This window comes from Paraglaciecola mesophila KMM 241 (genome assembly GCF_000315015.1).
Taxonomy (GTDB): domain Bacteria; phylum Pseudomonadota; class Gammaproteobacteria; order Enterobacterales; family Alteromonadaceae; genus Paraglaciecola; species Paraglaciecola mesophila.
The window spans coordinates 225,772-250,547 of the sequence record NZ_BAEP01000004.1; the positions used below are offsets into that span (position 1 = coordinate 225,772).

Annotated in this window: 22 protein-coding genes; 17 read left to right on the forward strand and 5 right to left on the reverse strand. The window is 45.7% G+C overall.

Going from position 1 to position 24,776, the window contains the following annotated elements; all coding sequences use genetic code 11:
• The first annotated feature begins 4 nt into the window (after nt 1-4).
• Nucleotides 5-1,174, forward strand: coding sequence for a galactokinase (gene galK, locus GMES_RS01435; RefSeq protein WP_006990764.1), 1,170 nt, complete (start codon nt 5-7; stop codon nt 1,172-1,174).
• A gap of 445 nt (nt 1,175-1,619) precedes the next feature.
• On the opposite strand, the gene GMES_RS01440 is transcribed toward galK, so the two are convergent.
• Both GMES_RS01440 and mgtE read right to left on the reverse strand, forming a co-directional pair.
• Nucleotides 1,620-2,486 (reverse strand): DMT family transporter, encoded by an 867-nt coding sequence (locus GMES_RS01440; protein WP_006990765.1) that lies wholly within the window; start codon nt 2,484-2,486, stop codon nt 1,620-1,622.
• 3 nt (nt 2,487-2,489) lie between these two features.
• Nucleotides 2,490-3,848, reverse strand: a complete 1,359-nt coding sequence (mgtE, locus tag GMES_RS01445; RefSeq protein WP_006990766.1) for a magnesium transporter — start codon at nt 3,846-3,848, stop codon at nt 2,490-2,492.
• Nucleotides 3,849-4,053: 205 nt separating this feature from the next.
• Here mgtE and GMES_RS01450 point away from each other — a divergent pair, with 205 nt between their 5' ends.
• From GMES_RS01450 to GMES_RS01470, 5 genes are read left to right on the forward strand one after another with little or no spacing between them, the layout of a single operon-like run.
• Nucleotides 4,054-4,722, forward strand: a complete 669-nt coding sequence (locus GMES_RS01450) for a response regulator (RefSeq protein ID WP_006990767.1) — start codon at nt 4,054-4,056, stop codon at nt 4,720-4,722.
• Between the two features lie 5 nt (nt 4,723-4,727).
• Nucleotides 4,728-6,062, forward strand: a complete 1,335-nt coding sequence (locus GMES_RS01455) for an ATP-binding protein (RefSeq protein ID WP_006990768.1) — start codon at nt 4,728-4,730, stop codon at nt 6,060-6,062.
• Nucleotides 6,049-6,402 (forward strand): cupredoxin domain-containing protein, encoded by a 354-nt coding sequence (locus tag GMES_RS01460; protein WP_033186509.1) that lies wholly within the window; start codon nt 6,049-6,051, stop codon nt 6,400-6,402. The genes GMES_RS01455 and GMES_RS01460 overlap by 14 nt, the downstream gene beginning before the upstream one ends.
• Complete coding sequence (locus GMES_RS01465) at nt 6,392-7,150, forward strand: hypothetical protein (protein WP_006990770.1); 759 nt, start codon at nt 6,392-6,394, stop codon at nt 7,148-7,150. The genes GMES_RS01460 and GMES_RS01465 overlap by 11 nt, the downstream gene beginning before the upstream one ends.
• Nucleotides 7,147-7,863: a hypothetical protein gene (locus tag GMES_RS01470; RefSeq protein ID WP_006990771.1), complete on the forward strand. Its 717-nt coding sequence runs from the start codon at nt 7,147-7,149 to the stop codon at nt 7,861-7,863. Before GMES_RS01465 ends, GMES_RS01470 begins: the two co-directional genes overlap by 4 nt.
• A 48-nt stretch (nt 7,864-7,911) precedes the next feature.
• Here GMES_RS01470 and GMES_RS01475 read toward each other — a convergent pair whose 3' ends face one another.
• Together GMES_RS01475 and GMES_RS01480 are read right to left on the reverse strand one after the other, a co-directional pair.
• Nucleotides 7,912-8,550, reverse strand: a complete 639-nt coding sequence (locus tag GMES_RS01475; protein WP_006990772.1) for a hypothetical protein — start codon at nt 8,548-8,550, stop codon at nt 7,912-7,914.
• Nucleotides 8,551-8,896: 346 nt separating this feature from the next.
• Nucleotides 8,897-11,518, reverse strand: a complete 2,622-nt coding sequence (locus tag GMES_RS01480) for a S8 family serine peptidase (RefSeq protein ID WP_006990773.1) — start codon at nt 11,516-11,518, stop codon at nt 8,897-8,899.
• Nucleotides 11,519-11,919: 401 nt separating this feature from the next.
• Here GMES_RS01480 and GMES_RS01485 point away from each other — a divergent pair, with 401 nt between their 5' ends.
• Nucleotides 11,920-13,128 carry an ammonium transporter gene (locus GMES_RS01485; RefSeq protein ID WP_006990774.1) on the forward strand — a complete coding sequence of 403 codons (1,209 nt, stop codon included), beginning with the start codon at nt 11,920-11,922 and terminating at the stop codon, nt 13,126-13,128.
• Nucleotides 13,129-13,186: 58 nt separating this feature from the next.
• Here GMES_RS01485 and GMES_RS01490 read toward each other — a convergent pair whose 3' ends face one another.
• Nucleotides 13,187-14,095 (reverse strand): LysR family transcriptional regulator, encoded by a 909-nt coding sequence (locus GMES_RS01490; protein ID WP_006990775.1) that lies wholly within the window; start codon nt 14,093-14,095, stop codon nt 13,187-13,189.
• A 127-nt stretch (nt 14,096-14,222) separates the two neighbouring features.
• On the opposite strand from GMES_RS01490, the gene GMES_RS01495 reads away from it, so the two are divergent.
• From GMES_RS01495 to GMES_RS01540, 10 genes are all read left to right on the forward strand, one after another.
• On the forward strand, nt 14,223-15,443 hold the full coding sequence (locus GMES_RS01495; protein ID WP_006990776.1) for an acyl-CoA dehydrogenase family protein: 1,221 nt from the start codon (nt 14,223-14,225) through the stop codon (nt 15,441-15,443).
• A gap of 1 nt (nt 15,444) precedes the next feature.
• Nucleotides 15,445-16,557 carry a phosphotransferase family protein gene (locus GMES_RS01500; protein ID WP_006990777.1) on the forward strand — a complete coding sequence of 371 codons (1,113 nt, stop codon included), beginning with the start codon at nt 15,445-15,447 and terminating at the stop codon, nt 16,555-16,557.
• Complete coding sequence (locus GMES_RS01505) at nt 16,558-17,262, forward strand: histidine phosphatase family protein (protein WP_006990778.1); 705 nt, start codon at nt 16,558-16,560, stop codon at nt 17,260-17,262.
• A 78-nt stretch (nt 17,263-17,340) separates the two neighbouring features.
• Nucleotides 17,341-18,090, forward strand: coding sequence for an SDR family oxidoreductase (locus tag GMES_RS01510; RefSeq protein WP_006990779.1), 750 nt, complete (start codon nt 17,341-17,343; stop codon nt 18,088-18,090).
• A gap of 5 nt (nt 18,091-18,095) precedes the next feature.
• Nucleotides 18,096-18,932, forward strand: coding sequence for a substrate-binding periplasmic protein (locus GMES_RS01515; protein ID WP_006990780.1), 837 nt, complete (start codon nt 18,096-18,098; stop codon nt 18,930-18,932).
• Between the two features lie 123 nt (nt 18,933-19,055).
• Complete coding sequence (locus GMES_RS01520; protein ID WP_039986216.1) at nt 19,056-19,910, forward strand: bile acid:sodium symporter family protein; 855 nt, start codon at nt 19,056-19,058, stop codon at nt 19,908-19,910.
• 115 nt (nt 19,911-20,025) lie between these two features.
• On the forward strand, nt 20,026-21,222 hold the full coding sequence (locus GMES_RS01525; RefSeq protein ID WP_006990782.1) for a benzoate/H(+) symporter BenE family transporter: 1,197 nt from the start codon (nt 20,026-20,028) through the stop codon (nt 21,220-21,222).
• A 9-nt stretch (nt 21,223-21,231) separates the two neighbouring features.
• Nucleotides 21,232-21,873: a GntR family transcriptional regulator gene (locus GMES_RS01530; RefSeq protein ID WP_006990783.1), complete on the forward strand. Its 642-nt coding sequence runs from the start codon at nt 21,232-21,234 to the stop codon at nt 21,871-21,873.
• A 134-nt stretch (nt 21,874-22,007) separates the two neighbouring features.
• Nucleotides 22,008-24,038: a putative bifunctional diguanylate cyclase/phosphodiesterase gene (locus GMES_RS01535; RefSeq protein WP_033186650.1), complete on the forward strand. Its 2,031-nt coding sequence runs from the start codon at nt 22,008-22,010 to the stop codon at nt 24,036-24,038.
• 110 nt (nt 24,039-24,148) lie between these two features.
• A complete protein-coding gene (locus tag GMES_RS01540; protein WP_006990785.1) occupies nt 24,149-24,733 on the forward strand; it encodes a thymidine kinase in 585 nt (194 codons plus the stop codon).
• Nucleotides 24,734-24,776 lie beyond the last annotated feature (43 nt).

The window sequence follows — 24,776 nt, forward strand, 5'->3', positions numbered from 1 at the left end:
TGGGATGAAAATTATTTCTCAACAAGCCATTGACGACCTAAACGCCATTTATCTTGAGGTGTTTCAAACACCACCCGCGCGTCACTTTCAAGCCCCAGGGCGTGTGAATTTGATTGGTGAACACACTGACTACAACGACGGTTTTGTATTACCTTGTGCTATTAACTACCAAACACTAGTGGCTGTAACGCCTAGAGAAGATGACCTAGTGCGTGTTGTCGCTGCAGATTATGGCAACGAACGCGACGAATTTTCACTAAGCTCTAACATAGAGCCCCACCCTACTCAGCTATGGAGTAATTACATCCGTGGCGTGATCAAACATCTGCAGATGCGCGGCTTAAAATTTAAAGGCGTGGACATGGTAGTAACAGGCAATGTGCCACAGGGTGCAGGCCTTAGCTCTTCTGCGTCACTTGAAGTGGCCATCGGTGAAACATTTCGTCAGTTATTTGATTTACCGCTTACCTCTGCTGATGTGGCGCTTAATGGTCAAGAAGCTGAAAACCAATTTGTGGGTTGTAACTGCGGCATTATGGATCAAATGGTCAGTGCGTGTGGCGCGCAAAACAATGCGCTATTGCTAGATTGCCGTTCACTGGAAACACAACTTATCTCCATGCCGAAAGAGCTTGATGTGGTTATTATCAACTCAAACGTCAAACGCGGCTTAGTTGACAGCGAATACAATACCCGCCGTGAACAGTGCGAAGAAGCTGCTCGTATTCTGGGTATCAAAGCGCTACGTGACATTAGCTTGGTGGACTTGCAAGCCCAAAAGGGCAAGCTGCCCGAGGTAGTGTATCGCCGTGCTCACCATGTGGTGTCTGACAGCGAACGTACACTGCAAGCAGCTGATGCTTTGCGCTCTGGTGACGCAAAAACCTTGTCTCGTTTGATGGCTGAATCACATGCATCTATGCGTGATGATTTTGAAATCACGGTTAAGCCCATTGATTTTATTGTAGCGACCCTTGCAGAGTATCTAGGCGAGCACGGCGGTGTACGTATGACTGGTGGCGGTTTCGGTGGTTGTATCGTTGCTCTCATGCCAAGAGAAATGGTCGCTGGTGCCCAGCAGTTAATTGCTGAGCGATATGAAGCTGAAACGGGTTATCAAGAAACGTTTTATGTTTGCTGCGCCAGTGATGGTGCAGGTGAAGTACGCTTTTAACGCACTTACACTTACACTTACACTTACACTTACACTTACACTTACACTTACACTTACACTTACAACAAAGGTAGCGGTTATCTTGTATAACTCGCTACCTTTTTTATGTCTTTTGTTAATGTATATACCAATTCCATTAAATAATTGCCCTCTCAGAATTCATCCTGCGGATTTTGGACAAGGCGTCGGTATATAGTAATGGTTGCTCCCTTTCAAATACCGAGAACGCAGTACAAAACCCGCAGGGGTATTCCCTCCGGGCGAATTTTAAAGGGACTTTCTCTACGTTGCTCGAACTCGAAAGAGAACCACTATTACGTCATTCAAGCGCCTTGACTAAGTCCCTTTAAATTTTCGCTGAGTGGCTAATTATTTAATGGAGTTGGTATAAGCTCTTTGCCTCGGTTACCCCAAAGCCAACATATATGATAAATTGATGGGCAAACTAGACACTTTTCTTTTTACCCACTATCACCAGTAACATGCCGCCTAAGATCGCAATCGATGACAGCAGCAAATGTGAGGTGATGGGCTCTGCTACTAACAATACCCCCCCAAAGGCTGCAATAATTGGCACACAAAGCTGACACACCGCCGCCACACTGCTATCTAATTTGGGCAATACTTGATACCAAATGGCATAACCAATGCCTGAGGCAAGTGCTCCAGATGCCAACGCATAACTCACACCTTCAAACGTTAAACGTGCTGTTGGCATAAAGACTGCCATTAATATCAGTCCAAATGGCAAACAGCGAATAAAGTTTGACCCGGTAGACTCTAATGCGTGGGTCGATTTTGCCCCCGCTAAGCTATACATACCCCATGCTATACCAGCTAATGCCATAACAACTAACCCTACCAAGCTGGGTGACGATAACTCTGGCATAACGAAATACACAAACCCTAGTAATGATATTACTACGCCAGCGCTGGCCATAGCATTCATGCGGTTGCCCGATAACCTGGCCACAAACAACATGGTAAATTGCACCGCAGCAAATAATATCAAGGCGCCAGTAGCGGTTGGTAGCGTCACGTAAGCATAAGAAAACCCAGCAGCATAAGCGAAAAGGTAGCCCGCTTGACGCCAGCTACCGTACGCATTTAGCGCCGTAAAGCTGCGAAAACTGTTGGGCGATTTAAGCAACATGATGAGGCCAAGTACCAAGGCCGCAGATGCAATGCGCAACCCTGTGAAACTCATGGGATCCATATTTTGCTCGTCTAACGCAAGTCGGCAAAACACAGAGTTGGCCGCGAAGGCGATAAGCGTGATAAACGTTAAGGAAACGAGGGATAACACAGACATAAATTATAAAAGTAACCAAGTTGCTGTGCCTAAGAAGGCAAAAATTCCTACCACGTCGGTAATGGTCGTTAAGATCACACTACCTGCAAGCGCAGGGTCAATATTCATTTTCTTCATCATTACCGGCAGCATGGCGCCAGCTAAGCCTGCCGCTATCATATTCACCATCATTGCGAATGCGATGACTCCACCTAGCATTAAATCTTGCTTCCATAGCGCAATGACGGATGCAATAAGCAACGCCCAAATCACACCATTGAAAAATCCAATCGCCAGCTCTTTGCCAATCAGCCATCGAGCGTTACTGTCACTCACGTGGCCCAATGCCATGCCCCGAATAACCAAGGTTAACGTTTGATTACCCGCTGCCCCGCCCATACTGGGCACTATGGTGTTTAAAATGGCTAATACCGCCAATTGGCTTAGCGTGGCCTCAAATAAATCGCTCACAGCGGCCGCCATCAATGCCGTGACTAAATTCACACCCAACCACACAGACCGCTTCTTAGTACTTTTTATGACAGGTGCAAAGGTATCTTCTTCATCATCAAGACCTGCCATGCTCATCATGGAGTGTTCCGCGCCTTCACGAATGATGTCTACTACATCATCTATAGTGATACGCCCCACAAGGCGGTTTTCTTTATCAATAACCGGTGCTGACAGCCAGTCATAACGCTCGAACAGGCTGGCCACCTCGTTTTCGTGCATATCAACAGGCACCGCAACCGAGTCTTGGGTCATTAACTTTTCAACTTTTACCGCAGGGCGTGCAGTCAGAAGTTCCGTCACTGGTACACTGCCAATAAGCTGGTCGCTACGGTCAACCACATAGAAGGTATCGGTGCCTTTGGGGATATTTCCTTTAAGACGCAAATATCGCAAAATCACATCAACGGTTACTTCAGGGCGCAATGTGATCGTGTCGGTGTTCATAATGAAACCGGCGGTGTCTTCACCGTAGGAGAGTGCCTGTTCGGCCCGTTGTCTGTCTTGCTCGTCCATGGAGCTAAGCGCATCTTGCGATACCGCCTCAGGCAGGCCAGATAGGGTTTCCACCAAATCATCGGTATCCATCTCTTCTAGCGCATCAGCCAGAATTTCAGGCACCATTTGGCGAATAATACCGTTTCGTACGTCCTCGGAGAGATCCTCTAGTACGTCACTGTATTGATCGGGTTCGATTAACTGCCAGATTTCTGAGCGAGTGCGACTGCGGCTAGACTCAAGCAGCAACGCCACATCACAGGATGGCATAGTGCTTAGTACTTCGCGCACTTGCACTATCATGCCATCGTTTAAAGCCTCGTTAATCTCTTCGATTTGATTGCTAAGTTTTTTTGCTTCTTGAGAATCAGGCATAGAATTATTTACCTAGAAAACGTGGGCTTAACATCTTGATTTGTGGCCTATATTCTAAAGGATGCTCGTTGCGATAGCAGTATTAAAATTGTCCTTTTTTATGATTTAATAGTGGTTACCTCAAAACAACACTGAGCGCTTCGACGCTTAATGTTGACTTAAGCTAACAGGTTTATGCTGAGACTTTGATTATAGGGTGGTAACAATGCGCATTTTACTGGTTGAAGATGATCGCTCTTTGAGCGATGCCCTAAGTCAATCTCTTCGCAGCGAAGGCTATGCTGTCAATGGTGCCGGCACGGCTGCCCAAGCGCTATCCGCATTGGCCACAGGGGAATTCACTTTAATGATCCTAGATTTAGGCTTACCAGATATGGATGGCCTTGAAGTGCTACGCCAAGCCCATCGCAACAAACACAGCTTGCCTACGCTCATTCTCACAGCCAGAGACAGCATGACAGATAAAATCACTGGCCTAGATTCTGGTGCCGATGATTACCTTGCCAAGCCGTTTGATATGCAGGAGCTACTGGCACGATTGCGAGTGATGGAACGACGACTAGGTACCGCTACTAGCTCACTCATTAGCATAGGCAATGTAGTGCTTGATTTGGCGACTCATCTGGTCACAGCTGACAATAATGAGAAAGAACTCTCGCGCCGAGAATTCATGCTACTTAAGGCATTAATGGAAAATGCCGGGCGTATTCAATCTAAGAGCCAGCTTGAAACAAAATTGTATGAGTGGGGTGATGAGCTGTCGAGTAATGCAATAGAAGTTCACATTCACAATTTGCGTAAAAAGCTGCCTAAGGATTTCATTAAAACCATTCGCGGCGTAGGTTACAGCGTGACAAACCGAGTGGGCGCCTAATATTAATGCGCTCCATTCGCCGTCAACTCACCCTTTTACTCATCGCCTTATTAATATTGATTAGCTTCAGCGCTGCATTGCAAGGATATCGCTCGAGCATGCATAAATCCTCTGAGCTATTTGATGCCGAGTTAATGGCGTTAGCCAAGAGTTTTACGCATGTTTTCGCATTACAGCGCAATGAAACATTTGATGCTGGTGAGCAAATAGCAGTGCAATTGTGGCAAGAAAAGCACCTGACTACACGTTCAACAAACACCCCTCAACATAGCATTGGCAGGTTTAAGTCTGGCTTTAGCGATAAGAATTTTTCTGGCAAACGCTGGCGTGTCTATTCACACATGCTCAATGATGCGCGCACTTGGGTCATGGTAGCTCAGCCGCTACAGAACCGCTTTGAACTGGCTGACAAAATGATCATTTCAGCGATGGCGCCTATTATCATGACGATCCCGTTGCTGGCGGTCATTATCTATTTCGCTGTCAATAGGGGCCTTAGACCATTGCGCAGCCTATCAGATGCGTTACAGCGACGCTCTACTCGAAATTTTTCACCCTTGATTTTGCAAGAACCAGCAATTGAATTAGTGCCCATGGTCAATACACTCAATTCATTATTAAGCCGACTACAAGCAGCCTTTGAGCGAGAGCAGCAGTTTGCGTCTAATGCGGCTCACGAACTGCGCACCCCTTTAAGTGTACTGAAAATCAATTTACATAATTTGCGTAAAGAAACCACCAGCGACAGCTATGTTCAACGTATAGACAAACTCCACGAAGATACGGATCGCATGATCCACGCGATCAATCAAATACTCTTGCTGAGTCGAACCAATCCCGAGTATTTTGAAGCAAACAGTACGCAAATAGATGCTCATCACATTGCGCAAAATGTGATTTCAGAAATGTACACCAGCATTGACAACAGACATCAAACCATTGAGTTGATTGGTAAGCCCCAACTTATACCAAGCAGTGAATTTGCCCTGCTGACACTCATGCAAAACCTGATTGGTAATGCCCATAAATATGCACCTATTAAAGGGAAAATTCAGGTCATCGTGCAACAAGATGAGGATGATGTGCTGATACAAGTGGACGACTCCGGCAGTGGGCTTAACGATAATGAATATGCCAAAGTGTTGGAGCGTTTTTATCGTTCTAACAAACATATGGCGCAAAAAGCGCAAGGTATTGGTTTAGGCTTAGCGATAGTAAAGCAGATTGTTAATTTACATCACGGCTCTTTGCATTTGCAGCGTTCAGAGTTAGGTGGCTTATCGGTGCAAGTTCATCTACCTAAAACCCGAAAAGAAGAGGTAAGCAGTGCAAAAGTATAGATATTGCTTAACCATCATACTGCTCATCTATTCGGCATCCGCTTTTGCCCTGCCTGAGATAACCATCACCATTCGGGATCATTTATTTTATCCATCCGAAGTGCTTGTCCCTTCCGGTCAAAAGATAAAGTTAGTGTTTATCAATCAAGATCCCACTCCCGAAGAAATAGACAGCTTCGAGCTTAACCGTGAAAAAGTCGTTTTTGGTAATGCCAAGGCCAATGTTTACATAGGTCCTTTAGAAGAAGGCGAATACCATTTTTTCGGAGAGTTTCATCCTTCAAGCGCGGTGGGTAAGGTCATAGTGATATCGCCAGAGGCGTATGCAAATGCTTATTAATACCGTCATCCTTTTTCTTCGAGATGCGTTGCCCATTTTTGTTTTATTAAGCTTGCTGCGGGTTTATGTGGGAACGCCTTGGATACAATTGTCCCTCGGTTTCGCAGTAGGTATTTTATTGGCCGCTGTGGTGGTGTTGAATCAACACATCATCAGTCAATGGGCTTTTGGAGCGGGTTATGAATTGCTAAAGAGTTTGACGCTTATCTGTGCTTACTTGATGTCAGCCTGGTTAGTCATCAACAATCGCAGCGGCGCATTTTGGCTCGCGGGTGTGGTTGTAGCAATATTTGTTGTGCCACGAAGTGCTGAGTTTTCGGTTTTTGTAGTGGGGTTCTGGTTTCAAAAAGACGCATTGATACCTATCGTACTTGGCACAACCCTAGGCTTAGGTATTTGCATCAGCGTGGCTATATTATTAGACGTTGTCTTAGGCGGTGTAAAAAGACTGTACTTAGTACGACTCTCATTTTCGTTATTTATTGCCGGACAAGTGGCCAACGTGGTGTTGCTATTACAGCAAATCGATTGGTTGGCTGACCCTGGCCCTCTGTGGAATATGAGCGCATTTGTTTCAGATGAAAGCGAATATGGGCACTTATTGAAAGTGCTAATCGGTTACGAGGCGGCACCGAGCAGCTACTACTTATCAACCTTGTTTTTTGCGCTATTACTGCCCTTTGTGAGCCGGGCGATTCGACTATCTTCTCAGCGCCATAAGATTTCAAATTTGGAGAACCAAACATGATCTCCCGTCAGTCTTTGCTCATTTTCGCTGTCACTATGCTGATATCTGGCATAGCCGCAGCTCAAGAGCGCCGATCAAATAACGTGGTAGATAAGATTTACCACCCTTATGTGCTGCCCTTAGAGCAGGAGTTTGAGTGGCGAATAATGTCTCGTCAAAACGATGAGGGTAATGCGTTAGTACAGCGTGTGTCATTCGGTCATTCGATTGACAACCGCCTCACGCTTCAAGCCTACCTTGTAGGTGATCGTGACGAAACAGACGAGTTCGGATTAGTCGCATATGAATTAGAAGCCAGATGGATGCTTACCGAACAAGGTAAGTACTTCGCTGACTGGGGTGCTTTGTTCGAGATAGAAAAAGAACATCAAGAAGACAGCTGGGAATTTACTACAGGCATATTAGTAGAAAAGGAGTTTGGCCGCTCAAGCGTTACCAGTAACTACCTGATGGTGTATAAGTTTGGCAATTTAGTAGACAACTCATTTCATTCTGAGTTTAGATTGCAGTATCGCTATCGATTTATCCCCGAAATTCAGCCGGCGATTGAGTTATACACAGCCGAAGATTTTGTTGGGCTTGGCCCCTCATTTATGGGGATACATCGTTTCGAAGCGCAAAAGCAGATCAAATGGGAATTAGGCTTTATCGCAGGTTTGAATGGCGATAGTAAAGACCATACCTTGCGTGCTTCGCTAGAATTTGAATTTTAGTCTTTCTTGTATAGGCAACAGTCTCACACATTTACGGGCTGCAGCCGCTTACAGATGAAACCTATGCAGCGCAGATAAAACATGCCACTGAGCTTTGCCGGCTTCAACTTTCACCTCTAGGTGCAAGCCGTTGTTTTCATCATTAAAGTGCGCGTACGCGTGTGCAGCTTTTGAACGGCTGCGTTGATAAGCATATGAAAATTTAACCAACTCCAATGAATGCACTAACGTTAAATAGTTTGGCATCAGCCAGCTAAATGCATCAAGTAACCACGTATCTTGGTTAAGCTTGTTCTGCAAATCGCGAGGATATTGCCCTTCAAGTTGACATTTATTACCCACAAACCTAAGCGTGAAATGGGGCTGATGATCGGTATTGATATTTGTTGTCACTGACTCTTTATTCGTTATCACTGAACCTTCATTCGTTATCACTGGAGCGTGAGCCATTACGGTGTCTTGCATCATCTCACAGTGGGTTTCGATTCGCTCTAGTAGGCGCTCGGTCTCTTCACGCATATAGTAATCAAGACCCGTAATGGCTTGGTATCGTACGCGAACATCTGTTACGCATAACTGAGGTAACAATCGCTGCAATATTGAGGCTGAGCCGATTTTTGACTTAGGGGTGTGCTCAACGCGTTGTTGGCTATTTTGGGCGAGTTGTATAAGGGTAGAACCTATCATGAAAGAACCTAGTGCTAGCCTTGCGGCGCAGTTAACGATGAATCAGATAGCACTACTCAGCAGAGATTATGCCAAGGTAATAATTTTCTTTATATTCATAATGTTACATTCTGACTGATGAATAAAAAGTCACCTCACTAACGTCAGGTGTCATTTTTCTGACTTGGGCAGTCAGTAAACCAAAAAGTCTAGAGGAATGAAGGTGGGAACGGTGATAAATCAAACCTAGGCTGTTACACCTAAGCAAAAAAAAGCCGAACTCGTTTTCACTAGGTTCGGCTTTATACGCTTTGCTAATGTAGCTTGTTAAAATAGTTTGTCGATGCAGTTCGATAACCGCGCTAATTTACGGACGCTCAATGACCAGTCTGAAATACACCAAATTATCTAGATCATTATCTGCTGACCAAATCCACTTGGCACCAGCGGAGCCATTCAACCGGCTTACCCGTGAACGCCAAGGCTGAGCACCATACGCCCCGTAAGCAGTGGCGTTATCCCAGCTACTATCATCAAAGTCTTGGCTGTTCCATCCTTCTAAAGTTTGAGTTGAAATTTTCCAATCGCTGTCACTAACAATAACCCCTTGCTCAGTCTCTATTTTGGCAATAAGCGCCGCTATGCCGTCAACATCTTGCGCTTTAACAGCCAGTACATTGCGACCAGAAACGAGTTCAACGGTATAACTTTTAGCGTACATCCAGTTTGTAGACGAGCCTAAGAACACCCCGTTAAAATAGGTATCCTCGAAATTATCAACTGAAATAGTAATCGTCGCCGTCTCAGAGGTCATGGGCGCTGCAGCAATAGACAAATTCAGCTCCAGCTGAGCTTGCTCTCCAGTGGTATCAGTTGCCTCAACCGTGAATACAAACTCGCCTGCGGCATTGGGTGTGCCTGCTAACTCGCCACTTTGCTCATCTAGCGACAATCCGCTGGGTAAGCCCCCACTAACCACAGACCATACGAATGATTCGCTGCCACCACTGGCGCTTAAAGTCACGGAGTAAGCTTCACCCACCTGACCTGCAACTAATGCTTGGGCGTTGATGATGACAGGCTCAGGCGCCGGTTCGTCACTTGCCGTGATGTGATAACGAAAATACACAGTGTTGTCGTCATAACGCGCATCTGACCAAAGCCACTGTGCTTGGCTGTTGCTTGGCCACCATTTTACTTTTTTATACCATGGCCATACGCCGTAGTAACCATAGGTGCTGGCCGCTTGCCACTGACTATCATCGAAATCAGTTTGCTGCCATCCGTCAACAAATTCAGTGGACACTTTCCAGTTTTCATCACTGTAAAATGGCTGTCCATCAAGATCTAACTGGGCTATTAATGCGGCCAAGCCGTCAACATCCATCGCTTTCACCGCTAAAACGTTATCCACCTGAGTCACATTTACGTTATATAACTTACTGGTTTTCCAATCGCTGGACCCACCTAACAACACACCATTAAAATATAGCTCTTCTGAGTTATCGACACTGATTCGAATGCTGAGCTGCTGGTCTATTTCAGGCTGTGGCATTAAGTTTTCGGCCGCCGCCCCAATAGCGATGCGTCCAAACGTCAATGAACCGGAATCGACTGCTTTAGCTGTGTTCAATAAAGCACTTAAAATTTGCGTTTTATCTGGTGTATTTTCTAGAGAAGCCAGCGCTGCAAAGGCGCCCGCAACATGGGGAGCTGCCATCGAAGTGCCTTGCGCAGAACCGTATTTGCCACCTAGAACAGATGATTGAATACTGGTGCCTGGTGCAAGTAGAGTAAGAAAGTCAGCTTTGTTGGTAAACCAAGCCAAACCATCACTGTCAGTTGTGGCACCGACGCTAACGGCATTACTCACGCAACCTGGCGCACTGATTTTATTGCCGTAGCCGTTATTACCTGAGGCGATAACAACAGCGATCCCCGCATCATTCAACTTACTGACCGCGCTAGCATAACTGCGATTGGCTGAGTCACATGTACTTTGCGTTAAATAGCCACCAGCGCCTAAACTGATGTTCACAGCAGGGATCGAATAGGTGTTACGCAGGGTGTAAACCCGCTCTAACCCTTGAATAACGTCGGAGTCATAAGCGCCTAAACAAGGCGGACTACCGCTACAATAATCATTGTCTAATATTTTCGAGAACACCTGAATAGCAATAATGTCAGCGTCTTTTGCCACCCCATGCAGGTTTTCGCTGCTGCCTGCAACGATACCAGCCACGTGGGTCCCGTGATAACAACCACTGAAATCACAGGCTTGTGCTGCGCCTTGGGCTACTTCATCATTATTACCACTTGGGCAAACTGAATCAGAAAAGCCCGAACTGCGATTAGTAGAAAAACATGCTTCTGACACTACTTTAGCGCTTAAAAAAGGGTGATCAGATTCAACACCTGAATCAAGCACAGCCACCGTCTGCCCCGCTCCAGTTGCTCCTATTTCATAAGCGTTTTCAGTGCCGATAATATCGGTGCTTTGTGCCAACGAAGGCTGACGAATTTGGTCTATTTGAATACTCTTAACTTGGGATGATTTTTCTAACACACTCAGGGCTTTAGTATCTATGTCATACACAACCAAAGGCATGTGAGTAAAGCTGTGTTTGAGTACCGCGCCTGATTGATTGAGCGTTGCTTGCAAGTTAGCTTGTGCGCTGGCAATCGCTTGCAAGGCAAATTGCTCATTGGCCTGCTCCTGCGCCTCTGCGGACGTTTCAGTGGTGGCTCCTTCGGAATCAGATTGTAGCGCGGATGCCCCGTGGTTCGTCGCAAGGTTAAGTTCGACTATTACCCGAATCGTGTCTTCTTTTTGTAACTGGCTAACAAGCAATTCATGTTGCTTAGCGCTTAGAACACTAGGCTGGAGCTCAGCTTCAGTCAGTTCAATTGCCGCGCTGTTTGCAGCAAAAAATACACACAAACAACCCACAAAGTAGCCTGTGAATCGGTCTAAAAGATCATTTTTCATGATTTATCTCGCAAAGCAGTAAACACTTATCTTACTCTATAAGTGTTGTTAAGTTCGGGAAGTAAGGTATCGAAATTCAGACTATCGAATACCCTCCTTTCAAGGCTGTTCGAAACATAACTTCGTATGTCACCCAAGTAATACATAGTCACTTTGAATAACAACTAGCCTTTAGTTTTAAACACAATGTTAAATTTTTATGAGCTATGTACTTTAATTCTATATAGCGAATGCAAACTTTAGGTTACGCAAGGTATGATTCTGCCACAGCAAGTCCTAGATGGGTATATAAGGCGAAGCTGAGCAACCAAAAACGAATACAAAATAGCCGTTGCAAACATTAGGTAGAGCGCGAAATTTACCTCGCTGTAACATTTATTCGACACACAGAGATATATCACATGCAAGATGTCACAAGCGCCACCGAGTTATTAGTGCAAAGTTCTAATACTTATTTTTTACTCATCGGCGCCATCATGGTTTTTGCCATGCACGCAGGCTTTGCTTTTTTAGAAGTTGGTACCGTACGCCACAAAAATCAGGTCAACGCATTAGTTAAGATCATCACGGATTTTGGTGTGTCTTGTGTTGCTTACTTTTTCATTGGTTATTGGGTCGCGTACGACACCACATTTTATAGCAGCGCAAGCGAGCTGACCGCCAACAATGGTTACGACCTAGTTAAGTTTTTCTTCTTGATGACGTTTGCTGCTGCCATTCCCGCCATTATTTCTGGGGGTATCGCTGAGCGTGCCAAGTTTAACCCTTTCTTACTCGCATCTGCCGTCATCGTTGCCTTGGTGTATCCCTTCTTTGAGGGCATAGTGTGGAACGGCAATTACGGCGTGCAAGACTGGATAGAGCAAACGACTGGCGCCCCATTCCATGACTTTGCAGGCTCAGTTGTTGTACACGGTATCGGCGGTTGGTTAGCCCTAGTGGCGGTGTATTTCTTAGGTTTGCGTAATGGCCGGGTTAAAGACAAAAAGCTCATCGCCTTTGCCCCGTCTAACATTCCGTTTCTTGCACTCGGAACATGGATTTTATGTATCGGTTGGTTTGGCTTTAATGTCATGTCAGCACAAACCCTTGATGGCATCAGCGGATTAGTAGCCATGAACTCCCTTATGGCCATGGCCGGTGGTATTATTGCCGCTTGGTTATTTGGCAAAAATGATCCCGGTTTTGTTCACAACGGCCCCCTTGCCGGCCTAGTGGCTATCTGTGCGGGCTCGGATATTGTGCATCCTATTGGTGCGCTAGCCATTGGTGTGGTAGCAGGTTGGCTATTTGTCACCTTATTTACTTTTGTTCAAAAAAGTAAAAAATTAGATGATGTGCTAGGTGTTTGGCCATTGCACGGTCTATGTGGTGCATGGGGCGGTATCGCAGCGGGTATTTTTGGCAGCGAAAGTCTAGGTGGATTGGGCGGCGTCAGTATCACCGCCCAAGTGATTGGCACCATAGGCGGTATTCTTGTCGCACTTATAGGTGGGGTGATTGTTTACGGTTTAATTAACACCATCACGGGGCTGCGTTTAACAGAAGAAGAAGAATACAACGGCGCCGATTTAACCATTCACCGTATTGGCTCAACCAACGACGACTAACCACCTTATTGAATTTAACCTACCCGCCGCTGCAATAGCGGCGGCTTATTTACACCACCTAATTTATAAAAATTCCGTCAAATAACGCTCTTAGCCATGAGAGAGCAGAATCCTGTTCAGTGTTTTTATGCCAGTAAAGGTGCGTGGAAATATCAGCTATGTTGATGGGCAAACTGACCATTTGCACATCATCTTGCTTAAGATGCTCAGCAATTCTGCGCGGTACCGTCAGTAAATGATTAGAGCAGGCCACCATGCCCTTCGCAGAGCAATAGTTCTGACAACGGATCACGACTTTGCGTGACAAACCTTGTTGTTGAAAGAGTAGGTCCTCAACCGATGCGCCACTTGAACGATTCGATACCCCTATGTGCTCGGCATTAAAATAAGCGTCCTTGGTCAGGCTCTCTCCCAAAGGATGGTTTTTACGCACCAAGACACAAAATTCATCGTCTATCAGTTTTTGGTGCAATACAGGAGATTTTATCGGCAATGCAACGTCTAAAGCTAAATCGATATGACCAGCGCCTAGATCACGCGTCAGGGTAATGCGATCGACCCTGACGCTAGAAAATGTCACCTTCGGTGCCAGTAAAGCGAGTCGCTCAGTGAGTGCTGGCAAGATGCTCGGCTCTAACGCGTAATGCATACCAATTCTAAAATGGTGCTCACTGGTTAACGGCTGAAACTCTCCCCAGTGCTGCATTATTTGGCGTAATCGGGTCAGATTATCAATGATCAGCGGGGCCATTCGTTGGCATGCTGGCGTGGGCAGCATACGATTGTTACTACGTTGAAATAATGGGTCTCCTAGGCATTCGCGTAAACGCTTAATGGAATGGCTCACCGCAGAGGGGGTAATGTGCAGAGCGTCTGCGGTACGTGTCATATTCTGTTCTACATACAAACTTTCAAAAACTTTTAACAAGTTCAGATCGAGCTTTTTAAGAGCGTGAACGTCAGCCATAATCGCACCAGAAAAAATGAATAGTATTCATAGTATACCTGTACTATTTTTCATTTCATTCAATTTAAAAATACCGTTATGCTCCACCCATACAATGTAAGACATTAACGAACAGTAAGGATAAATCATGGATTTTGCTCATAGTGAAAAAACTCAAGATTATATTGCCCGCGTAAAAGCATTTATGGATGAACATGTTTACCCAGTAGAAGAGCAGATGTATCGTGAAACGGAAGAACTAAACCCCACCGGCGACTGGACAAAGTGGCAGATGCATCCTTTTATCGAACCACTCAAAAAGAAAGCGCAACAAGCCGGTTTATGGAATTTATTCTTACCAGACGATGAGTTAGGCCAAGGCCTGACCACATTAGAATACGCACCTTTAGCTGAAGAAATGGGGCGTGTGTTATTCGCCTCTGAAATCTTCAACTGCAACGCACCCGATACGGGCAATATGGAAGTGCTTTACCATTTTGGTAACGAGCAGCAAAAAGACCAATGGCTTAAGCCATTACTGGCAGGCGAAATTCGCTCAGTGTTTGGTATGACCGAGCCAGATGTTGCCTCATCTGATGCCACGAACATGCAAGCCACAGTAGAAGTGGATGGCGATGAATTGGTGCTTAACGGCAAAAAGTGGTGGTCAACAGGTTTAGGCCATCCGAATGCCAAAGTGACTATTTTCATGGCGTTGTCAAACCCTGAGAATAACAAGCACAGCCAACACAGTATGGTGATTGTGCCCCTTGATACCCCAGGCATTGAAATTAAACGCATGCTCAGTGCCTATGGTGATTTTGATGCGCCGTCTGGTCACGGTGAAATGCACTTCACTGATGTTCGCGTACCAAAAGAAAACTTACTCGTAGGGTTAGGTCAAGGTTTTGCAATCGCACAGGGCCGCTTAGGGCCGGGCCGAATTCACCATTGTATGCGTTCGATTGGCGCAGCAGAAAAAGCCTTAGAACTTGCCATGAAACGTAGTATGAGCCGCAGCGCATTTGGGAAGCCTTTACTTAAGCTCGGTGGTAACGGTGAACGTATCGCTCAAGCCCGTATCGCCATTCATCAAGCGCGCTTAATGACACTCCATGCAGCGTGGAAAATCGACGAAGTGGGCGTTAAAAATGCCATGACTGAGATTTCTGCAATAAAAGTGGCTGTGCCTAAAATGTTGCAGGACGTGGTTGATATGTCAGTACAACTGCACGGAGGTGCAGGCATGTGCAGTGACTTCCCACTGGCTCGATTTGCAGCCGGCGCCCGAGCGCTGCGTTTAGCCGATGGTCCTGATGAAGTACATATGGGCATGGTAACTCGCTTAGAACTGAAGAAATACACCTAGTATGAGCGACACGACAAGCAGCAAAGCCGCGAATGCCCAATCAGAAATAGATCAAGCTGGCACCGTGCGCCAAGGCGAGGAGCTCAATATTGAGTCCCTCTCACCTTGGCTTGCCAAGCAAATTGCAGGACTAAATGGCGTGCCAAAGGTGACTCAGTATGCCGGCGGTGCATCAAACTGGACATACTGCTTGGCCTATAGCAACCCAACAGGCGTGGATACAGAAGTAATCTTGCGCCGTGGCCCTGCTGGCACCAAAGCCAAAGGTGCTCACGATATGGGCCGGGAACATAAACTGCAGGCCGCCTTAAAGCCGGTATATCAATATGTGCCGGAAATGCTCGCTCACTGTGAAGATGAGTCAATCATAGGGACTGAATTTTATGTAATGGAAAAGCTTAACGGCATCATTCCGCGCAAAAATATGCCCAAAGATTTACACCTATCCACCAGTGACACGCGAAAGCTATGCGAAAACGCCTTAGACAGCCTAATTGAATTACATCAGGTTGATTACAAGGCAGCAGAGCTAAGCCATATTGCCAAGGGCGAAGGTTATACCCAACGCCAAATTGACGGTTGGATTGGTCGTTATCAAAAAGCTCGCACGTGGAACGTCCCTAAAGCGAATTATATCTGTGATTGGCTAAAAGCAAACATCCCTAGTGACGAGCATATATGCCTAACCCATAATGACTTTCGCTTCGACAACCTAGTGCTCGATGCCCAAGAGCCAACACGTATTATTGGTGTACTTGATTGGGAACTCGCCACACTGGGTGATCCACTGATGGATTTGGGCAACAGTTTAGCCTACTGGGTACAAGCGGATGATGACAAACTTGCCAAATCAACGCGTCGTCAACCTACCCACCTGCCCGGTATGTATTCACGTCAAGAAGTCATCGACTACTATTTGGATAAAACCGGTTTTAAAGTTGATAACTTCGCTTTTTATGAGGTGTACGGACTGTTTAGATTGGCAGCCATCGCCCAGCAAATTTATTATCGTTACCATCTTAAACAAACCAATAACCCGGCCTTTAAGAACATCTGGTTTTTCGTGCATTATTTGATGTGGCAATGCCGCAAAGCGATAAAGGGAAAACGTTAAATGGCCAGTATCTATTTGATCCGCCATGGGCAAGCCTCATTTGGCAAAGATGACTACGATTGTTTGTCTGACGTCGGTCAACAACAAGCGACTCACTTGGGTGCGGATTTAGCCCGAAAAGGTATCTCTTTCGATAACGTCTTTCGTGGCGGCATGCTGCGCCATCAACAAACGGCTGAAGCCTGTTTGCACGCCATGCACGCGCCGGCGCCAATTGTCGCTAATATGACAGTTAATTTAGACTGGAATGAATATGATCACCAAGATATTCTGGCGCAACTCGATCGAGACTTTGCTACCCCAAATGGCGTAAAACGCTATCTGTCTCAACAGGAAAAGCCTAACCAGGCATTGCAAAGCCTAGTGGATAAAGCGTTTTCCAGATGGATAAGTGATGATTTTGCCGAGCAATATACTGAGTCATGGTCCGCTTATCAGAAACGTATTCAGCAAGCCTTGCAAAGTACAGTTGCACAAGCACCGGGTGCGAAGCATATTGCCGTATTCAGCTCAGGCGGCCCTATTGCCCTTTTGAGTCAAATGCTACTTAAGGTCCCAGCGAATAACTTGATGGACTTGAACTGGACATTGGTCAATGCGGGGGTAACTAAAATCATTGTCAGCAAGCACGGGCAGGTATTATCAAGTTTAAATGATCATTCCGCGTTTGAGGGCCATAACCGCCATCTCATCACGTACAAATAACGATTGATAACGATCGATAACGATCGATAACGATTTCTAATAATAAGCTAACAAAAACTAAAAAGAGATACATTTAACATGACAAGAAAGAATATCGTCATTACAGGTGCTAGTTCTGGCCTAGGAAAAGGCATGGCCATTGAATTTGCTAAAATGGGCCGAAACTTAGGTCTATGTGCCCGCCGCGTAGAGCGCCTAGAAGAACTAAAAGCCGAATTACTGGCGATTAACCCTGATATCAATGTTTTCATTCGCCCTTTAGACGTGGACGATCACGCACAAGTGTTTGAGGTAATAAAAGGGTTTGCCGAAGAGATGGGCTCGCTAGACAGAGTAATAGTTAACGCAGGCATGGGCAAAGGTGCCTCGGTAGGCACGGGGTATTTTCATGCCAATAAGCAAACGGCTATCACTAACTTTGTTTCCGCGCTGGCACAGTGTGAAGTCAGCATGGAGATTTTCCGTGAACAAAATGCGGGTCACTTAGTCACGATTTCATCTGTCAGCGCCGTTCGCGGTGCCCGCCGAGCGATGACGGTGTACGCAGCCACTAAAGCCGCGCTTACCTCAATGACCGAAGGTATTCGCATCGATGTTATGAACACCCCCATTAAAGTCACCACGATTCACCCTGGGTTTATTCAAAGTGAGATAAATGAGAAAGTGAAAACGGTGCCGTTTATCGTCGATACCAAGACCGGCTGTAAAGCCATGGTCAAGGCCATTGAAAAAGAAGTCGATAGCAGTTTTGTTCCAACATGGCCTTGGGCATTATTTCGCTATATTGCTCGTATTGCGCCGCTTAGCGTATTGGCAAAAATGAGTTAGAACAGGTGACACAATTAGTAAACGTTAGTTTTACCCCGTACTATCGCTTTTTCTACTATGCTAAAAGCTTGCTGTTGTGTAGTAATCGGGTGATACGCATGTTGCCAAACACCAAATGCCCTTGGATGTTACTCTTCCTTTTTTGGATTGGGTACAGTCACGCTTCCGAGCAAGAAACCTTAATAGTCGGTTGCCAAGACATCGACTATTACCCTCATTATAATTTCAACCTAGCAGATGACAAAGGCTATGCATGGGCCGTTCTAGAAGCCTTCTCTAAGCAGAGCGGCCATCAATTTGAGTATCGCGCCTATCCCATTAAACGTTTGCAGCGTGAACTTGCAGATGGAAATATAGCATTCGTCTATCCTGATAACGCCGGTTGGCAATCTTTGCACCAAAAAATTGACTCTCATAAGCTGTTAAGCGAGCCATTGATAACTGCAAGCAGCGGTACTATCGTGCTAGAAAAGCGCGAGTTTAACCCAATAGAAAAATTCAGCTCACTCGCCGTCCCCCATGGGTTTACGCCTGAACACTGGCTTGAAGTCATAGCCCAAAAGCGCCTACATTTATTAGAAGTTGATACCCCAATTGCAGCACTTAATTTAGTACTCAAAGACCGAGTCGACGGTGCGGATATTGAATCTCATGTTGCCAGCCACTTACTGGCCCAGTCTGGGCAACAGAGCAAGGTAAGACTAGCCAAAAGCTTGCCCCATGGCCCAGTCACCTTTCATTTGTCTACTATCAAACGGCGAGATGTTATTGAGCAGTTAAATGCCTTTATTGCGTCAAACCAAGCGCTGATGACACAACTTCGTGCTGAATATCAGCTATAAGGGAGCCCTGAAACAAAGACCCAGCCGTTTACGCCCAAGCGTTCCCACTGACCACTAATCCTCATCGATGAGTAAATAGCATTGATACCTAAAGTCTAATTAAAATAGTGAAATACATAAATAATGACTGAATCCTACTTAACACAATACATAGCTCCCCTCGTTTTGGCATTTATCATGTTTGGTATGGGCTTAAGCTTAACCAGAAATGACTTCCAGCAGTTATGGCGCGCTCCGTTGCCGATAGTGGTTGGCTTGTTCGGCCAAATGATGCTGCTACCCGCACTGGCTTACGCACTGGCGATCGTGTTCGATTTAGCGCCTAATTTAGCCATTGGCATTATGATTCTAGCAGCCTGCCCAGGTGGCACCAGTTCGAATATTATTAGTCAATTAGCCAGGGCAAACCTAGCTTTATCGGTTAGTTTAACGGCTATTAGCTCACTCATCTGCGTGCTCACTACCCCGCTTATTATCCAGTTTGCGATCATGCAATTTGGGCAGCAAGAAGAACAATCTTTCTCTCTTCTTACCACCACCCTAGGGCTAATATTTATTACCTTAATACCTGTGATCATCGGTATTATTATTCGTCATTATTTTGCTGAAAAAGCCCTTCGTTGTGAGCCGTTCTTTCGTCACTTAGCCAGTGCCTTTTTACTCCTCATGATTGTTGCTATTGTTATTCAAGAAAGGGATACCCTGACGTCTTCTTTCGCAGCGGTTTTCTCGAGTGCACTGACCTTAAACCTGCTGGCAATCATGACGGGCATCGGTTTGGGTTTATTGTTCAAATTTACACCTAGAGATAGCATTACGCTGGGCATTGAAGTGGGCGTGCAAAATTCGGCCATGGCGATCCTCATCGCGATTACTTTTTTGCAACGAGCTGATTATGCTGTTGCTCCTGGGGTATATGGCGTGACTATGTATATCGGGGCATTGTTACTGGTTTTGCTCGCTAAGAAATACCGCTAATGATGCAATAAGCGCAGCCAAGCGCTGCGCGTATTCACGATGTGGTAGAAGTTTTTCTATTCTTTTATATTTCACTCATGCTAAATTTGTATACAAATTTACTAAAGTATACAAAATGAAAAGTTTATTCCGCGATCTGAGTTTTTCCGCCATCAGCGCTGGCTTTATTGCCGTCTTAGTAGGATTTGCCAGTGCGGTAGCCATTGTATTTCAAGCCGCTCAAGCCGCTGGTGCCACCCACGACATGATTGTGAGTTGGGTGTGGGCGCTAGGTATAGGTATGGGCGTTGGGTGCTTGGGGTTATCTTGGTACTATCGGCGGCCAATCATAATAGTATGGTCTACACCTGGCGCTGCATTGCTGGCGACGAGCCTTGCGGGAGTGAGTATCGAAGATGCCATTGGGATCTTTCTGTTTGTGGCGTTATTGACCTTAATAACGGGTATCTCAGGATGGTTCGACAATCTGACGAAACGCATTCCTATGCCGTTAGCCAACGCCATGTTAGCTGGAATCTTACTGCAATTTGGCTTGTCCATTTTTAGCTCTTTTACCCTCGAGCCTATGCTCGTTGGCCTCATGTTACTCAGTTATTTTATCGCAAAAAGAGTGGCTCCTCGCTTTAGTATTTTGCTGGTTTTAGTCACTGGCGTGTTGTACGCCTTGTATACGGGTATGTTTGATATGAGCGCGATAGACGTATCCGCAGCCAGACCTGCTTGGGTATCCCCAACGTTCGATGTATCACTCTTAATCGGTGTGGGCTTGCCCTTGTTTATTGTCACTATGACCTCGCAAAATTTGCCCGGCATGGCCGTTTTAAAGGCCAGTGGTTACACCGAGCAACCGATATCTCCTATTATCACCACCAGCGGGGCGCTCAATTTAGTACTAGCCCCGTTTGGTGGTTTCAGCTTTAACCTAGCGGCGATTACCGCCGCTATTTGTACTAGTGAAGAGGCCCATATCGACCCCGCTAAGCGCTACATTGCTGGTATATCGGCGGGTGTCTTCAATATAGTCGCTGGATTGGGCGCCACCGTGGTGGTCAGTTTATTTGCGGCGTTTCCAGGCGCGCTAATATCAACCTTAGCTGGCCTTGCTTTACTGGGTACAATAGGCGCAAGCATAGTGAGCTCAGTATACGATCCTAAGTATCGTGACGCGGCCGTATTGACTTTTTTGGTGACCGCATCGGGCGTAGCATTTTTCGATATCTCATCTGCATTTTGGGGATTAGTGATGGGTATGCTGACGTTACTTTTTAGTGTAAAAGCTAAATCTGACACACAAGCTAAGCAGCAAAAATAATGAGCACTTATGCATAATGTAAAGACACAAAATCTTTATCAGCAGTTGAAGCAGGATATTGTATGCGGCAAGTTGCCTGAAAAAACCGCTCTTAAGCAGGCCGAGCTAGCTGAGCAATATGGGGTGAGTCGAATTCCCATACGCGATGCACTACAACGCTTGAAAAATGAAGGTTGGTTAGTGGCTCATGGCAAATCCAGTGTTATGTTGCGACCGCTTAACGCCAACGATGCAGAGGACTTATATTTAATGCGTTTGCAGATCGAACCTATGTTATTCGACCACGCTTTGGGCAATATCAACTTCCAAACGTTAGGTAAAGCTCGGGATATATTGCAACAACTGCAAGTAACTTCCCCCGACGATATGTTGTTAAACGGAGAGTTAAACTGGCAATTTCATCGCTGTTTATATCTACCTGCTAGCCGCCCGGTGTTGTTTGATACGGTGGCGCAAATGCACTTGTTGTGTGCCAGATACATTGGCTTTCAAGAAACTACTTTGGATCATTTCTCCCATAGTCAACAAGAACACGAAGCTTTGCTAAATGCGATTAATGAAAAACAGTATGAACTGGCCGATACAATCCTCAAGCAGCACATTCGTAGTGCTGGTGAAAAATTGGTCCAGTACTTATCTACAATGCCGTAACGTAATTGTTACTATTTCAATGAAATTACGGTAGATTATTAGCCTAAAAGCAGCACATGTGCATGGCCGCTTTTTGGTTAACCTGCGCTGTGCACACTGAGTCTTCAATATTAGCCAACATACTTAGGATGAGAGTGAGCAATACGTCTGCCGAATTACATGCACTGAATAGTCAAGACGCCGCAAAACTATTGTATAGCAATACTGGAGCTGCCTGCTCCATCACTTTCGCAGCTAGTAGCGTACTTGCATTTGCTTTTCTAGGCACTGAAGTCAGCGAAATTAAGCAAATTTGGTGGGCATGCATGCAAGTGGTATTGCTGCTTCGTTTATTTGATGGCATCTACTGGCAACGCAAAATCAAACCGCGAAATGATTTTGATGGCGAAACGGCGCAACAGCGTTTTGGTTTTGGCTGTATCGCCACCGCCATTGTGTGGGCCTTCTTACCCATATTAACTTTCGATCAGGTTAATCTACTTGAGTTTGCGACCATGATCGTTGTCTTGTCTTCCATGGCTGCCGGCGGGCAGTCCGTATTAGCCGCCAACGCTCGTATTTCTATTTCCTATGCACTGATTTTGTTAGTGCCTATTTCTATTCTTGGGCTCATGTCAGACCAAGACTATCGCGTCATTCTTGGCGCATTGGGGTTAACGTTCAGCATCGGTTTGGTTTTTTCCTACTCCAAGGCGGTCAAATTTACCCTTGATTCCATCAATATTAAGAATATGAATATGGCGATGAGTGAGCAACTTCGCCAAGAAAAATATCAGTTGGATAAGGTAAACCGTGAGCTCAGCGAAGCCTACGATAAACTCAACGCAGTAAATAGTACCCTTGAAGAGCAAGTCAGTAAGCGCACCGAGAAAATTGCGCAGCTGTCATATCTTGACCCGCTTACCCAATTGATGAACCGCAAATCCTTTACCCAAACTTTAAGTAAATTAACCGCTAGGGCAACACAGAGTCATAGTGAGTTGGCTTTGTTGTTTATCGATCTTGATGGTTTCAAAAAAATTAACGACACCATGGGCCACCAAATGGGTGACAGCGTGCTGCAGGAAGTCACAAAACGGATAGGCGCATTTGCCGATCAAAATAAGCTGGGGCGTTGGAACGGCGATGAGTTTTTAGTCGCACTACCCTACAGTGATGCGCAAACCGCGCAAGCCATCGCCAGTGCGATCATTACCAGTATTTCACAGGTGATTACGGTTAACAATAACAGCGTACATTTAGGGGCAACTGTGGGGATTGCCATGTGCCCCGAACATAGCACCGAGGCTGCTGAACTTATCCAATTTGCAGATCTAGTGATGTGTGAGCAAAAGGCCAGTACAAACCGCACGCCCGCATTGTTTAGCAATGAACTTCAGCAAAAAGTGCTCGATACGCAGGTTATTCTAGAAGGCCTGCAACAGGCCACAGAGCGACGCCAACTGTATTTGTGCTATCAACCTATTGTGTCAGCAAAAGACAGCACCTTTTGTTCATTTGAAGCCCTGTTAAGGTGGGATTTTGCTGGTCGATTTATTGGGCCGGATGAATTTATACCCTTAGCCGAGAAGTCGGGGTTGATTAAAGAAATGGGGGCTTGGGTACTCAACAGAGCATGCATGGATGCCAGCCAATGGCAGCATGCCCACAACGCTGCAGTATCGGTCAATGTGTCCGTTATTCAACTCATGGATGACAGTTTTATTCGTGCTTTGGATAACGCACTGCGTAGCAGCGGACTCAGCCCAGAACGATTACATTTAGAGATCACAGAATCTGTATTTGTGGACAACAAAGTGAAGATAAAGCAGCAGCTTGAAGCCATTCAAAAACGCAATGTACTCGTGTCCATTGATGATTTTGGGACCGGCTATTCTTCATTGTCACAACTACAATCATTGGCTGTGAACCAAGTGAAAATCGATAAATCGTTTGTTGATAATATAGAGAACAACGGCGAAGCCATTATTCGCGCGACCTTATTTATCGCCAGCGAGCTGAACTGTAAAACGGTCGCTGAAGGGGTCGAAACGCTAGAGCAGGCCCAAGCACTGAAAGCAATGGGGGTAGATTATTTACAAGGCTACTATTTTGCTAAACCCATGCCTAATGAACAGCTTATCGAATGGCAGAACCCAGTCACGGATGTAACCGTCACCGAGTAACGACAAAATAGCCTTTCAATAGCTTACTTTGATGGCGAGATCCGCTAACATACCCTGAAAATAATAACGAACGCCAAATTGTTTTGGTGCACTTCAGGATCCCGCGTTTCATGGCCCAGCTTTACTTTTACTACTCTGCAATGAATGCAGGCAAATCCACATCTTTATTACAATCTGCGTATAACTACAAAGAGCGTGGCATGCGCGCTGAAATATTCACTGCCGCTTTGGACGACCGCTTTGGCATTGGCAAAGTCGCATCGCGGATTGGCCTAGAAGCCAGTGCTCACCTTTTCAATGGCACCAGCGACTTACATCAGCAAATATCAGAGTTAAACAGCGACAAAAAGCTAGATTGCGTATTTATCGATGAAGCCCAGTTTTTAAATAAACAACAGGTACAACAACTCGTATCTGTGGTTGATGACTTAGACATTCCCGTTCTCGCTTATGGGCTTAGAACCGACTTTGTGGGCGAAACATTTGAAGGCAGTCGCTATTTAATGGCTTGGGCTGACAAACTTATCGAGCTCAAAACCATTTGCCATTGCGGGCGAAAAGCCACCTTTGTGGTGCGCTTAGATGAGCAGGGAAATGCCGCGAAAGAAGGCGCTCAAGTTGAAGTCGGCGGCAACGATAGATACGAGTCTATGTGCCGTAAACACTTCAAAGAACTGGTGTGGGATCAAGCATAGTCTGTTAAACAACCCTACATTTAAAAACGAAAAAAGGCTCATA

Coding starts and splice junctions, on each gene's coding strand:
- galK (WP_006990764.1), top strand. CDS start 5: ATGAAAATTATTTCTCAACAAGCCATTGACGACCTAAACGCCATTTAT.
- GMES_RS01440 (WP_006990765.1), bottom strand. CDS start 2,486: ATGTCTGTGTTATCCCTCGTTTCCTTAACGTTTATCACGCTTATCGCC.
- mgtE (WP_006990766.1), bottom strand. CDS start 3,848: ATGCCTGATTCTCAAGAAGCAAAAAAACTTAGCAATCAAATCGAAGAG.
- GMES_RS01450 (WP_006990767.1), top strand. CDS start 4,054: ATGCGCATTTTACTGGTTGAAGATGATCGCTCTTTGAGCGATGCCCTA.
- GMES_RS01455 (WP_006990768.1), top strand. CDS start 4,728: ATGCGCTCCATTCGCCGTCAACTCACCCTTTTACTCATCGCCTTATTA.
- GMES_RS01465 (WP_006990770.1), top strand. CDS start 6,392: ATGCTTATTAATACCGTCATCCTTTTTCTTCGAGATGCGTTGCCCATT.
- GMES_RS01470 (WP_006990771.1), top strand. CDS start 7,147: ATGATCTCCCGTCAGTCTTTGCTCATTTTCGCTGTCACTATGCTGATA.
- GMES_RS01475 (WP_006990772.1), bottom strand. CDS start 8,550: ATGATAGGTTCTACCCTTATACAACTCGCCCAAAATAGCCAACAACGC.
- GMES_RS01480 (WP_006990773.1), bottom strand. CDS start 11,518: ATGAAAAATGATCTTTTAGACCGATTCACAGGCTACTTTGTGGGTTGT.
- GMES_RS01485 (WP_006990774.1), top strand. CDS start 11,920: ATGCAAGATGTCACAAGCGCCACCGAGTTATTAGTGCAAAGTTCTAAT.
- GMES_RS01490 (WP_006990775.1), bottom strand. CDS start 14,095: ATGGCTGACGTTCACGCTCTTAAAAAGCTCGATCTGAACTTGTTAAAA.
- GMES_RS01495 (WP_006990776.1), top strand. CDS start 14,223: ATGGATTTTGCTCATAGTGAAAAAACTCAAGATTATATTGCCCGCGTA.
- GMES_RS01500 (WP_006990777.1), top strand. CDS start 15,445: ATGAGCGACACGACAAGCAGCAAAGCCGCGAATGCCCAATCAGAAATA.
- GMES_RS01505 (WP_006990778.1), top strand. CDS start 16,558: ATGGCCAGTATCTATTTGATCCGCCATGGGCAAGCCTCATTTGGCAAA.
- GMES_RS01510 (WP_006990779.1), top strand. CDS start 17,341: ATGACAAGAAAGAATATCGTCATTACAGGTGCTAGTTCTGGCCTAGGA.
- GMES_RS01520 (WP_039986216.1), top strand. CDS start 19,056: ATGACTGAATCCTACTTAACACAATACATAGCTCCCCTCGTTTTGGCA.
- GMES_RS01525 (WP_006990782.1), top strand. CDS start 20,026: ATGAAAAGTTTATTCCGCGATCTGAGTTTTTCCGCCATCAGCGCTGGC.
- GMES_RS01530 (WP_006990783.1), top strand. CDS start 21,232: ATGCATAATGTAAAGACACAAAATCTTTATCAGCAGTTGAAGCAGGAT.
- GMES_RS01540 (WP_006990785.1), top strand. CDS start 24,149: ATGGCCCAGCTTTACTTTTACTACTCTGCAATGAATGCAGGCAAATCC.